At 40.4% G+C, this 12,893-nt stretch carries 13 protein-coding genes; 9 read left to right on the forward strand and 4 right to left on the reverse strand.

The window, feature by feature from the left end; genetic code table 11:
- Window positions 1-276 (forward strand): hypothetical protein (locus ICN38_RS11385; RefSeq protein ID WP_216257220.1); only part of this gene is annotated, 276 nt, incomplete at its 5' end.
- 141 nt (window positions 277-417) lie between these two features.
- Here ICN38_RS11385 and ICN38_RS11390 read toward each other — a convergent pair.
- Complete coding sequence (locus tag ICN38_RS11390; RefSeq protein ID WP_216257221.1) at window positions 418-1,218, reverse strand: S9 family peptidase; 801 nt, start codon at window positions 1,216-1,218, stop codon at window positions 418-420.
- A 572-nt stretch (window positions 1,219-1,790) separates the two neighbouring features.
- On the opposite strand from ICN38_RS11390, the gene ICN38_RS11395 reads away from it, so the two are divergent.
- Both ICN38_RS11395 and ICN38_RS11400 read left to right on the forward strand, forming a co-directional pair.
- The gene (locus ICN38_RS11395; RefSeq protein WP_216257222.1) at window positions 1,791-3,611 is read left to right on the forward strand and encodes a sulfatase-like hydrolase/transferase; all 1,821 of its coding nucleotides are present in this window, start codon (window positions 1,791-1,793) and stop codon (window positions 3,609-3,611) included.
- A 270-nt stretch (window positions 3,612-3,881) separates the two neighbouring features.
- Window positions 3,882-4,568 (forward strand): outer membrane protein, encoded by a 687-nt coding sequence (locus ICN38_RS11400; protein ID WP_216257223.1) that lies wholly within the window; start codon window positions 3,882-3,884, stop codon window positions 4,566-4,568.
- Between the two features lie 269 nt (window positions 4,569-4,837).
- Here the strand turns inward: ICN38_RS11400 and ICN38_RS11405 are convergent, their stop codons facing one another.
- Window positions 4,838-5,683 carry a hypothetical protein gene (locus ICN38_RS11405; protein ID WP_216257224.1) on the reverse strand — a complete coding sequence of 282 codons (846 nt, stop codon included), beginning with the start codon at window positions 5,681-5,683 and terminating at the stop codon, window positions 4,838-4,840.
- A 189-nt stretch (window positions 5,684-5,872) separates the two neighbouring features.
- On the opposite strand from ICN38_RS11405, the gene ICN38_RS11410 reads away from it, so the two are divergent.
- The 5 genes from ICN38_RS11410 (at window position 5,873) to ICN38_RS11430 (ending at window position 9,508) form a co-directional block, all read left to right on the forward strand.
- Window positions 5,873-6,370 (forward strand): hypothetical protein, encoded by a 498-nt coding sequence (locus ICN38_RS11410; RefSeq protein ID WP_215347748.1) that lies wholly within the window; start codon window positions 5,873-5,875, stop codon window positions 6,368-6,370.
- A gap of 332 nt (window positions 6,371-6,702) precedes the next feature.
- Window positions 6,703-7,116 carry a hypothetical protein gene (locus ICN38_RS11415; RefSeq protein ID WP_216257225.1) on the forward strand — a complete coding sequence of 138 codons (414 nt, stop codon included), beginning with the start codon at window positions 6,703-6,705 and terminating at the stop codon, window positions 7,114-7,116.
- Window positions 7,117-7,321: 205 nt separating this feature from the next.
- Window positions 7,322-8,020 carry an outer membrane protein gene (locus ICN38_RS11420; protein ID WP_215370336.1) on the forward strand — a complete coding sequence of 233 codons (699 nt, stop codon included), beginning with the start codon at window positions 7,322-7,324 and terminating at the stop codon, window positions 8,018-8,020.
- Between the two features lie 134 nt (window positions 8,021-8,154).
- Window positions 8,155-8,544, forward strand: a complete 390-nt coding sequence (locus ICN38_RS11425; protein WP_216257226.1) for a tautomerase family protein — start codon at window positions 8,155-8,157, stop codon at window positions 8,542-8,544.
- Window positions 8,545-8,680: 136 nt separating this feature from the next.
- Complete coding sequence (locus ICN38_RS11430) at window positions 8,681-9,508, forward strand: sterol desaturase family protein (RefSeq protein WP_215293303.1); 828 nt, start codon at window positions 8,681-8,683, stop codon at window positions 9,506-9,508.
- 303 nt (window positions 9,509-9,811) lie between these two features.
- On the opposite strand, the gene ICN38_RS11435 is transcribed toward ICN38_RS11430, so the two are convergent.
- Together ICN38_RS11435 and ICN38_RS11440 are read right to left on the reverse strand one after the other, a co-directional pair.
- Entirely contained in the window at window positions 9,812-10,501 is a 690-nt protein-coding gene (locus ICN38_RS11435; RefSeq protein WP_255562877.1) for a DUF1275 family protein, read from the reverse strand.
- 65 nt (window positions 10,502-10,566) lie between these two features.
- Complete coding sequence (locus ICN38_RS11440; protein WP_216257228.1) at window positions 10,567-11,565, reverse strand: alpha/beta fold hydrolase; 999 nt, start codon at window positions 11,563-11,565, stop codon at window positions 10,567-10,569.
- A gap of 321 nt (window positions 11,566-11,886) precedes the next feature.
- Between ICN38_RS11440 and ICN38_RS11445 the strand changes: the two genes are divergently transcribed.
- On the forward strand, window positions 11,887-12,639 hold the full coding sequence (locus ICN38_RS11445; protein ID WP_216257229.1) for an outer membrane protein: 753 nt from the start codon (window positions 11,887-11,889) through the stop codon (window positions 12,637-12,639).
- Window positions 12,640-12,893: the final 254 nt, after the last annotated feature.

Genomic DNA, 12,893 nt, shown 5'->3' on the forward strand with positions numbered 1-12,893 from the left:
TATGGAGTCTTCAAGGGTACAAGCCCTAGAAAACCCATTTGGTCCCAAAGTATTGGGGATGTGATTGGTAAATGTGTAAACCATGTGGTCGGTACCGGACGTAAAGCATGTGTCCGGTACGTACCTTTGTGTACTGGTGGGTCGGGCGAGATTCGAACTCGCGACCAACAGTATTTAGGCGCTATGTTGGCGCTGTTTAATCAGCTCAGCAGCTGGGATTCGAACAATCTTGCCATCAATAGTGGTGACAATCGCAGCGCTAGTTTGGATTGCTAAGTTAATTGCTGCTTATCTAGCACGCCGAATAGCGAAGTAGGAGCTGGCAATGTCGGGGTCAAGAGAATTGCCAATATATGGAGTTGGAGTAATCATATTTATCCTTGATTAATTTTCTATAAGTCAAATAAGAGTGGCTATCTAATTATTGGCCTTCAGTAAAGATTTAATTGGCTCCGTTACTAATTCCACATTTACTGTGTCGTTATGGGCAGCACTTTGAGCAGTAATATAGCGAGCATCTACACCTCTTGTAGTTAAGGCCGCAACATATTCTTTGGATAAATATTCTCTAGTATTGTTATCGCTATCACCAGTCATTGCTATTACCTTGGTAGCTACAGGAACAGTTTTGTAAAAATTAATCGGAGATAGCGAGCCCCACGGTCGACCCTGCTGATCAGAGCGCCAGCTACTAATGTCACAAGGGCAAGATAATAAGAGGGCTCCATTCGCAATTCCTGGGGTTCTTCCAATCATGACACCTGCATAAGCTGCGCCACCAGAGTGCCCAACGAGCACCGTATTTTTTACACCGTAGTATTTTTGTAAAGATTGAATGGCCGCAGTTACTTCGTCTACATTATCTGATGTGTAGCTATCTCTGCGTCCAGAATTATTACCAGTCGATTCATTGCCTTGGGCATCAAAATAACCCGGTCTTAGGATAAAGACCTTAACAATATCAGAAGATAGTTGAATATTTTTAGCTAAGCGTGGCATGCTAGTCACTGCCTTCATGTCACTTTGGTCGCCATGAATGAAAATAACCAAGGCTGAAGGATTCGGGGCCGATGAATCTCGGAAGGTGGTAATCGCTAAGCAGTTATCAACACCTTTGACTCGGGTAAGCTTATCATCAAGGCATTCGTCAGCAAACGCGATTTGACTGAAAGGCATCAAGATCAAACAAATAAACCGAAGTAGTAATTTATTAATCACCGTTTTATCCAGTCAGGCAGAGATAGGTCAATATACAGCACTTCATTTTTGGCTATCCCAAGAAATTTATAGACTTACCTGCGCTGATCTGGGGCGCTAGCTTTCACCACCAGAATAGTCACTATGAGTAGAACTAATAATCCAAACTCCTAGACCCAGGTTTAGGTCCTAGTGGGAGATATAAAATCAGACCAACGGACACGTAGAACGTTGCTCTAAATTCTTCCGTTTCTATAATGATAAAGCCCCTGAATATGCATTCAAGGGCTTTATTTTTGGTGGGTCGGGCGAGATTGGCTTCGCCGAAACTTCGTTTTCGAACTCGCGACCAACGGATTAAAAGATGTCCAATTGTTATAAAAAGTAGCCGAGATATGAGTCTGAACCTGTCTAGATTTGGGTGCGATGTAAACAGAAGTTATGATGGCTTTGATTGGATCCGGGTGAATCTCAATTGGTTTTTGCGCCCATTTGTCGGGTAAACCGACAAAGTGCCATAAAACCTTATTTCACTTGAGTTAGTATGTTTCAAAGCAATTTAAGGTGTTGCCCATTTCACTAAGGAGTAATTAATGCAAGTAACAAAGCCAGAGGTGGTAGATGCTAGTAGCGATCCTAAAAATCCAACCAGAAGAAATCTGCTCACATCTGGAGCTGCAGCAATTGGCGCCACTTTATTACCGGCGGGCATACAAAATGCAGGGGCTCAGTCAGGCTCTGATCGATCACAACTAATTGCACCTAATTCACCACCAGCAGGCTATAACATCCTTTTTGTTCTAGTTGACCAAGAGCATTTTTTCCCTAAATGGCCGATGCCCGTTCCCGCTCGTGAAGCTATTAAAAAGAAAGCAATTACTTTTACGAATCACCAAGCAGCAACCATGCAATGTTCCTCTGCTCGTTCAGTGATTTACACAGGTCAACATATTCAGCATTCAGGCATTTTTGATAACCTCAATTTTTTATGGCAGCCTGATTTATCGCTAAAGGTTAAAACAATTGGACATCGCCTTCAAGAGTTGGGCTATCACTCTGCCTATCAAGGTAAATGGCACTTATCAGCCAATATGGATACGGTCAAGAAAGCCTATGACGCTCCGATGGATACCTATCGTAAGATTATTAAATCCTATGGCTTTGATGACTTCCTAGGCGTTGGTGATATCGTCGATCAACAGCAGGGTGGTTATACCTTCGATAAACTAACACTCTCATCAGCGATTGGTTGGTTGCGTAATGAAGGGCAAGAGCTCAGGGCCAAGAAGCAGCCTTGGTATTTAGCGGTCAATATCGTTAACCCTCATGATGTGACCTACGTGAATTCGGATTTGCCCGGTAAACCTGTGCAAGGTGCCAAGCATGCGATGACTATCTTGCCACCACCTACAACCGAGCTATATCAAGCAACATGGGATAACTATCCACTGCCAGAAAGTCGTCATCAAGCGCTAGATGCACCCGGCAGACCTAAAGCACATAAACTCTATCAAGAAATTTGGGATTTGCTAATGGGCTCATGGCCTAATGAGGATCGACGCTGGAGATTATTGCTTGACTACTACTTTAACTGTATGCGCGATAGTGATGAGAATGTTGCAGCAGTCATGCAAGGCTTAAAAGATAGCGGCATGGAAGACAATACTATTGTGATCTTTACTGCTGACCATGGTGAGTTGGGTGGATCCCATCAAATGAGAGGTAAAGGTACAACTGCTTACAAAGAGCAGAACCATATTCCACTGATGATTATTCATCCAGCCTATCCGGGTGGCAAAGAGTGTCAGGCAATAACTTCGCAGCTTGACCTAGCTACTACGATATTGGCGATGACAGGCAAGGATCCAAAGTCGGTTACCAAAGCAGCGGAAGGACTCAAGGGCAAAGATCTCACGCCATTATTTAAAGAGCCTGAAAAGGCTAAAGTTGACTCAGCAAGACCGGCCTCCTTGTTCAACTTTAATATGCTAATGTTTACCAGCTGGTTCTGGGCTGAGAAGACGTATTCTTGGTTGATGTCTGGTAAATATAATTACAAAGAGTCGGCTAAGATTTTGAATGCACATCAACCCAACTTTGTTAACCGGGTTGGTATTCGTAGCGTGTTTGATGGAAGATACCGTTTCTCACGATATTTCTCACCGCTGCAGTTCAACACTCCAACTACGATGGAAGAAATGCTAGCGAAGAACGATTTAGAGCTTTTTGATCTTCAAAACGATCCAAATGAAATGAATAACATGGCTATGGATCCTAAGAAAAATGGCGATTTGATCATGGCCATGAATAAAGTGATGAACGAAAGGATTGCTCAAGAAGTTGGAATTGATGACGGCAGCTTTTTACCAATCCGAAATGGTAAATGGCATGTGGCAAAACAAGACCAAAGGTAAGCTATTCACTTTCTAGTTTTTAATAGTAAAAAAGCCACCCGAGGGTGACTTTTGTGTAACTGGCAGGTCCGGCGAGATAGACTTCGTCGAATCTTTGTTTGCGAACTCGCGACCAACTGATGGTTGGTTCGTTGCTCCTACTCTACCGACCGCTTAGCGGTAGGTAGAGTAGGAGTATGACCTATAGATTAGGACGAGCTGCTAATATTCTTAATGCATGAAAAATTTACATAAAGATATAGTTTTATTAATCAGTACAAAAGAGAAAAAATGAAAAAGAAATTATTCATGGCTGCCGGGTTTAGCTTAATAACTTTTGCAGCAACAGCGCAGTCCACATATGAGGGTTTCTATGCTCAGATTGGTATTGGGTACGAGAATGACACATTAGGATCCCGAAGTTTTACTACCTCTGGCGCAACAAATGGAGCGCCAAATGGAACGGTATCTGGTGCAAATTCTTCAGGTAGTGCATTTTCTAGCGCAATCGGATTAGGCTATAACTTTTCTGTAGCGCCTAAGTGGCTAGTAGGCATTGGGATAGATTACAGCCCCACGAATGTAAACACCTCTACTCAACTTAGTTACTATGGTGCTATTGCTAGCAATAACTACAAAGTAAGTAATAGATTTAATATTTTTCTATCACCCAGTTACGAACTAGATCAGAACAAATTGGCTTACTTAAAAGCAGGCTACAGCAACGAGACAATTGGCTGGCAGGCACAATCTGGGCCACCCGGGGCAGTCAATAGCAGCGCCAATCAAAGCGGCTTTGTTGTAGGCTTGGGATATAAGCAGCTCTTAGATAAAAATTTATATGTGTTTGGTGAGGGCAATTACTATTCCTACTCAAGCTATACGGCAGGATCAATTAATCCAACTAGTGGAAGTTTCACGCCAACTCAAACTCCATCAGCCTATCAATTCTTAGTAGGCGTAGGCTACAAGTTCTAAATAGGATCAAACATCCTCAACCCTTGTCGATTCTGCCTCGGGCCACCAAGGAATACTAAAGCTACCTGCGGGTAGTTTTTTATTTGAACTTTCTTATTTGTGACCAACGGGTATGTGGACCGTTCTCTAAATGCTTCTGAGTCTGTAATGAAAAAGCTCCTGAATATACATTCAAGGGCTTTATTTTTGGTGGGTCGGGCGAGATTGGCTTCACCGAAACTTCGTTTTCGAACTCGCGACCAACGGATTAAAAGGGTACCTTAAGGTGCTTATTCAATAATAAAGGTGAGTTGCGCTCTTGCTCCCCAACCTCTCGGAGTACCGGGATATTGCAAAGTACCTGGATAGCCGCTGACAATGTATCTTGCGCCTACAGAAAAATCAATTGGGACATCTCCAATACGAATAACCTTACCAATACCTGCGTTCACGGGATTAAATGTTCTTCGAGCATCGTAGTTGTAGGTAGATTCGCTATCAAGTGAGTAAACCCATGCATTTTCGGTTACGTATGCCATAAAAGGCCATGCAGAAAAGGTGTTAGTAGTACCGGTACCCGGACTTGTAATGGTGCCAGCACCAGTTGGTCCTCCTAAACTCCATGACTGATAGGTTTTTATTCCGAGAGTCCATGGTTTAGGTTTAGTCAGAAAAACAGCGCGTATACCACCACCCCATTGCCTGCTTCCAAACTCTCCGCTTTGTCCTGCTGGCACTTGCAGATAAGGTCCAGCCCCCCAGATAGTTTCTTTATTGGATTTTTCAGTAAAGAAAGTTTCAATCTGGGTTGGCCCCATGCCAGCGTTATTTACTCCATTCACATTTTGGACCTTGTCTCCATTAATGTAGACGCGAGTAATTGCATTCCAATTTTCTGATACATCAATTTTAAAACGAGGGCCAATCTGAAGAGTTTGATTTGTTCCTGCCTGATTTGTTCCTAATCCTCGATTGTGGTTCCACTGCAAAGAAACAATCTGCAAATCTGATAATGGATTGGTTAATTCATAGGCAATATTGGCATTACTCTTATTTTCTAGAGGTGAGCTATTTCCAGACTGTGAAAAGGAGTGGCCTGAGAGACAAAAAAAGCATAGAAAGAGAAGCTTACGCATGAGTTAATAATTTAACTGAGTTTTAATGGGTGCTTAGATTGAGCGCTAAATGAAGATCTACTCCTTAAGATGCTATTGCTCAGAAAAACTAAGCAGATTTTTAACTCGCCGCAAGCTCAATTAATATGGGGATAAGATTGCCTATTAAATTTCTTATAGCATAATGCCAAAATTATCAAAGGAGATTGTATGAAACAGCTAATAAAGATTTTTTTAGCATTTGTATTAGTTCACTCAGGAATAGCTTTCGCAGATCCACTCAATATCACAGCACTGATGGTGGCTAAAGAGCAAATTAGACTCGATTTCAATGATGGCTCTGGCCATTTTGTTTTAATGGTTAAGCGCGAAGGACAAGCCACAGGTACTGGTGTATTTGCGGGGGCATCCGTTACTGAGTTTGGGAGACACGATATTACCCCGCGGATTACTGGCGATGCTAGTGCATACCTAGTGCTGACTCAGGGCGCGGGTAATATTGCCTATATCAAGTGCACGGCTAACGGAATTTTCTTTACAGACAAAGATGGCAAGTTAGAAATTAGAGGTGATGGTTTATGGGAGGTAGTCAGCGGCATTGGTGTCTTTAAGGGCATGAAAGGTGCTGGTAAGCTTCACATAAGACCAGGTTCAACCCCCATGGAGAGAACTTTCATTCTTGAAGGTGAAACTTCATTGCCACAGTAGTTGGATTAAACATCCTAAGTCTTAGATCGATTCCGTCTCAGGCTACCTAGAAAAGCCAAAACCACCTTCGGGTGGTTTTTCTTTATGCGCCTCCCAGTGACTGTAGGTTAATTCATATTAAGCACTCTGATTAATTAGCGACCAACGGATTGTGAGATATGAAATTATGTTTTTTGTATTAATCAAGCTATCAACTTTCCCAAAAACCCGAGCAGGCATTGATTCCACCTTCTGAGCCCTATAAATACAAGCTTTAAATGGGGTGAATAAAAGAGCAATAGCTATGAAAAAGTGATGTTAAGATTTTTATTAATTACTTATTGGAGAAATTCATGAAATTAAAACTAGCCATAGCAACCTTATCTTTTATTCCAGCATTAGTTTTAGCGCAAACTGCACCTAACCTTTTAGGTACGTGGAAAGGTGTAAGTAACTCTACTGTAATGGGGATAGGCGGACATCATAAAGCCATAAATAAAAAGAAAAATGAAATCTACTTTAATCATTTACCATTCACATTGGTTGTTGATCGTCAAGAAGGATTTAATTTTTCAGGGACATTTACTTCGGAATATCGCAAAGAAATATTGTTAGGTGCAATTTCATCTGATTTACAGACTGGGGTTATGGTTGAAGATGATGGGGCACACAATTTTAAGATAGTAAATGTCAATACTATTCAAACATGTTACAGACAAATTAAAGATCCAAAGATTGCTGCATGTTTAGAGCTAACGAAGCAATAAATTGTCTTAAGCACTTATCAAGTGTGAGCAGGTATTAGGTGCAAATTCTGTGAGATTTGTATCTAGGATGATTTAAGAGACTCGTTTTTGTCAAAAAGCTCAATAAATACCAGCTTTGGCAAGGGTGATTAAAAAATTAAAAAGTTATAAAAAGGATTGCAAGATCCCGCTCTATTTATGAATCAATTACTTTGGAGACTATATTATGAGATGGCGTAATTCTTTTGCGATAGTAGTTGGATGTACAGCGGCAAGTTTGATGGTAGTAGATGCCCAAGCTCAAAGTGCATTTGCTGGCTTTTATGGGCAGGCCTCTACCGGTTATGAAAATAATCAAATCGGCAGTATGAGTGGTTCAAATTCCTCTGGTTTCAGCCTTAGTGGCAATGGTCAAAATTTTGGTGGCGCCCCTCTGGTATTTGGTATTGGCAATTACTGGCAGGCTACTGATAAATGGTTAATCGGATTGGGTGCAGATTATTCGGCATTAACGCAATCTAGCCCGTCAAATCTTTATGCAAACGAGACAATTGCCCCTGGCAAAACAATATCTCACTGCTGTTCTAGTATTCAGCTCTCCAGTCGTTTTAATTTCTTTTTAAGTCCGGCTTACGTGATTGATAAGGAGAAACTGGTTTATATAAAAGCAGGCTATAGTCAGGTCAGCACGAGTTTTAAATCAGCGGAGACTGCTTCCGTATCATCCACTCAAGGCGGCTATCTAATTGGTTTGGGTTATAAGCAAATTATCACCAGTGGTTTGTATGGGTTTGTTGAGGGAAATTACATGGGATATAAGGCTCCTTCTTACACATTTAAGGCTGCGGATGATGAGAGCGTAACCAATAATTTTTCTAGCCTCAATACCTATCAATTGTTAATTGGTTTGGGTTATGCGTTTTAGAGCATCCACTTAATTCTTGTATTTAATCCACTCTACGGAGTGGTTTTTATTTAATAACCTTCAGCAAAGATGTGGGCCCAAGTTGGACCTTATATTGAATTAGATAAAATTAATAACAACCAAGAAAGAATCCTATGCCATTTGCAAGAATCGACTTAAGTAATAAACATCCAGATGGCTTTGGTCAGCAAGTGGGTGAGATTATCTATAGAGCGCTGCAACAATATCTTAATGTGCCTGAAAATGATAAGTTTCAAGTGATTACTAGGCACGATAGTAAAGAGTTGGTGACTCCAAAAACCTATTTAGGAATTGAATATTCTGATGACATCATCTTTATGCAGGTAACCTTAAATGAAGGTAGAACTACTGAGATGAAGAAAAATTTTTATAAAGCTATCTGTGATGGAGTGGTACAAAAGCTCAAAGTCAGACCTCAAGACATCATCATTAATTTGATAGAAGTGAATAAGGAAAACTGGTTATTTGGTAATGGCGAGATGCAATACGGCCCAGTCCCCTAATCCTATTTATCATAGCTACTATGTACTTTGCTTCCCTTGGTAACCAGCAGGGTGGAAAGAATGCTAGTTTTCAATGTAAGTCGTTAATTTTTCTACTAAAATTGAGTAAATTACTAAAAGACCCTTCATTATTGATATGGAACAGTTTTTCGCTAACTATCAACTGATATTTTTCTTGCCGCTAGTTGCACTATCTATTCTTTTTGAGTCTTATTACTATAAAAAACAGTATAAAAAATCTTATCCATGGCGTGAGAGTGCTACTTCCTTGGGCGTGGGTTTTGGTCATCAATTAACTGGGATCATAAATCGCCTCTTAATCCAAGGTTTGATGGCTAGTTTTGTTTGGCAATACCGTATTTACACTATGCCAAACAGCTGGTGGGTATATCTCGCATTGTTTATTGGCCTAGAGTTTTGTTACTACTGGTATCACCGTGCTTCACATGAAGTCTTTTTAATGTGGGCTACTCATAGCACCCATCACTCTCCCAATGAAATGACTTTATCAGCCGCCTATCGTTTGGGTTGGATGCCCTTTTTATCTTTTAGCTGGGTATTCTTTCTGCCGCTGGTGTTGATTGGATTTTCTCCAGTTACTGTCTTTACGATGCTATCGATAAACTTGATGTATCAGTTCTGGCTCCATACAAAACTTATCGGTCAATTGGGTTTTTTAGAAGGCATTCTCAATACCCCTTCATCACATCGAGTTCATCATGCTAGTAATCCGATGTATCTGGATAAAAACTACGGTGGAATTTTGATTTTATTTGATCGTCTTTTTGGTACCTACGCCAAGGAAGAGTCTGAAGTAGAAATTATTTATGGCCTAACGCATCCCAATCATTCACGTAACCCATTTGAAGTAGTCTTTAGAGTATGGCGTGAGTTGATACATAAAGTGATTGATACTCCCGGAGTTAAAAATAAGCTCAAGTTGATTTTTTCGCCTCCCAGCTAATAATATTACCCATGAGATCTATCTGATGTGTGGCAGTAATTAATAATCGACTCCGGATAATTGACTAAGCCCTGCAGACCGAGGCTTGGCAACACTTGGTGGTTCAGGAGAGATTGGCTTCGTCGAAACTTCGTTTTGAAACTCGTGACCAACGGATATATAGACCGTTGCTCTAAATTCTTCAGATTCTGTAATGAAAAAGCCCCTGAATATGCATTCAAGGGCTTTATTTTTGGTGGGTCGGGCGAGATTCAAACTTGAGACCAACGGATTAAAAGAAAGAATATTGTTAATAAATAGTATTTACGATATTTGTATAGAGGACTCTACGCGTGATTTGATTGCTAAAAAGCACATGATGAGTGCGGCAATTAAAAAACATCCCATATTTAAAAATTTATATGCAATTGCGCCACCAGCGCATCCTAATGAGAAAAGAAGTACTGCAGGGATCAAGCTTTTAAGGCGTTTATAAATTCCAATTTTCTCATCGGGGGTTGCGCCATGTATCAGGTCACTACAATCAAGCATGATTTGAGTAGTCGTAAGCGTCATCACGGTAGTTGGGGGCGTCTCAGGTAAGAAAACTCGATGGATCGTGTTATGAATAGTCATGCCAGCTACGAAAATAAGGCCCGTAAGGGTAGCGACTAAACTGTTGCCGTCTACAAAAGGGCCATACTCAATTGCGAGAATAGAGCCAATCAAAAGAAGTAGAGCATGAAGAGTAAGGCATCTACTCATTAATATCCTATCAACTTGAAAATATGACCGTCTTAAAAAACGAAACAATAAAATTGTTAAACAAAAAACAGGTATAGCTAAAGCTTTATCAATATACCCTGTATACCCTGTTGCCAAAGCCGCCCCAAGAGTCACCAAATTTCCTGTTATATGAGCAGTAAATAAACCATTGAGAGCTAAAAATCCAGCAGTATCCATGTAGCCCCCAGTAAATCCTAATATGGCCGAGATTAATCTTTGATTTAACATTTTTGCCTTATTAATTCGTTTAGGATTGTCAGCTATTAAAAAAGATCCATTAATAGTCTATTTTTTTAAAGCGTGGGCAGCACTTTTTGATCAAGAAAGTTGCGCAATGTAGCCATAAAAATAGCGCCAGAAGGAGGGGGGTTTAAAAAGGCACCATGCACTCCTACATCTTCATCAAAAAGCATAAATTCACTATCAGGAAGTTGGTCATGAGCCCATTGCATTGCCTTCCAAGGTACGATGCTGCTTTTGCCACCATAGATTAAAACAGGAATATTTCCATTTCGGATAATTCGATAGACCCCAGAATAGTCAGCGACGATGGTGTTCCAAAACAGCATGCTGAGTACCTTGCCATTCATTTGATAAGCAAATGGCGCCCATAAATCCCAGGCCTCCTTGGTTAACATAAAAGCTGGTTTTTTGGTATCTGGATCATAAATAGGATCGGAGGTTTCGCTACCTCCAAGCATGCAGCGAATATCCTTCTGTGTATTTACATAACCACCCTGATTTGTAAATTCTGCAAAGCTATTTACTAATGCAAGAAATTGATCTACTGGATAAGTTGCAACATCTGTTGGGAATAAAACATCTTCTGGGATGCCTACAACTAAATTTTTAGGAGACTGATCATATATAAATAAGCCGCTAATTTCACTTGTACCATTTTCCATAATGTATTGATAAACGACATTCATGCCCATACTATGACCCATCATGACATAACGCTTCAAGCCGAGAAAATTTTTAACATCATAAATATCTGCAGAAAGCCGACCCATTCGAAAATTACTGTATTCACCATCATGCGGACCTTGTTGGGGGCTGCAGTAATTTAAATCTTGATAGAGACATCCGCCACCTTCGCCATGACCCCGAAGTTCGATGCCGATAACATAATAATTCGGTAGGGCTTGGCCGAATTTTTCGGTATACAGTTTTGCAGAGCCGGTGAAAGCGGGTGAAATTAAGATTGCAGGAGATGCCGGATTTCCATGGGTAAAAAAATTTACCTTACAGCCATCAGAGGCCAATATATGAGATTCAATAATTCCGTTCATTGATTGCTCCATTAGAAATCTTTATGAAATTTAGCTTGGGTATCACAATAAATTATGCGTTTTATTATTACATCTATTACAAGATCTGACTGAGGTGAAGTCTAAAAAATATACTTATCTCAGAATTTTTATCTTCATTGGATAAAGTGGCATCGACTAGTTTTGACATAGTTAAGTCATCTAAACCGAGCAAATTTATCTTTGCCCTCAGAACCCAATAAATACGGGCATTAAATGGGATGAATAAAAGAGCGAAAAATAGAAGTAGGGGGCTTTAATATCGCAAGGTATTTTTAAATAAATTTCCTTGGAGACTAATTCATGAAATTGCGTAATTCTTTTGCTGTAGTAGCTGTATGTACGGCGGCAAGTTTAATGACATTAGATGTCCAAGCTCAATCAGCGTTTGCTGGATTTTATGGGCAGGCTTCTACTGGTTACGAAAATAATCAGGCTTCCAATTTAAATGCCACTGCCACTACTCCTGGGGAACCAAACGATAGCTGGAGTTCGTCAAATCAAAGTTTTAGTAGCGCTCCTTTGATTTTAGGTTTGGGTTATAACTTTTCAATTGCTTCGCAATGGATACTTGGAGTTGGTGCTGACTATTCTGCAATTACCTCAAAAAGCTCAACCTTCAATAAGACGCAAACGGTTGGCGATCACCCTGGTGACTACACCTCAGGTAACCAGCTCCAATTATCAAATCGATTTAATATTTTCTTATCTCCAGGCTATGCAATTGACAAAGATAAGTTAGTTTACTTAAAGGCGGGTTATAGTTCAGTTAGTTTAAAAACAATGGGTTCTACTAGTTGCGGTATTCCATCAGCGTGCCCAAATGTCAATTACTCAAATCCGAGTAATACCTTAAGTGGTTATGTACTTGGGTTGGGTTACAAGCAGATTATTGCTGGGGGCCTTTATGGATACTTAGAGGCTAACTATATGAGCTATAAAAGCGCTACTTTTAACTCAATTAATCAAAACGGCGGTGTAAGTGCCACGACATTTACAACAAATCCAAATTTAAGTACATACCAGACGCTAGTAGGTCTAGGTTATGCGTTTTAAGACGACATAGTCAGTTATTGCATGCCAGCCACTCTTCGGAGTGGTTTTTTATTTAATAGACCTTAACCATAAATGCTAGCCCCGTGCTAGCCCAGCATAAAAGAAAAGGGACCACATCGCTGTGATCCCTTTGTACGACTCGACACATAGTTAACACTTTATACCGGACACATACTTTACAGTTTTTGGCATAGGAGGGACCACTCTATGCCGTGGAATGAAAGTACGAAGATGGATGAAAAGCTCAAATTTGT

The sequence above is a fragment of the Polynucleobacter sp. AP-Melu-500A-A1 genome (assembly GCF_018882125.1).
Taxonomy (GTDB): Bacteria; Pseudomonadota; Gammaproteobacteria; order Burkholderiales; family Burkholderiaceae; genus Polynucleobacter.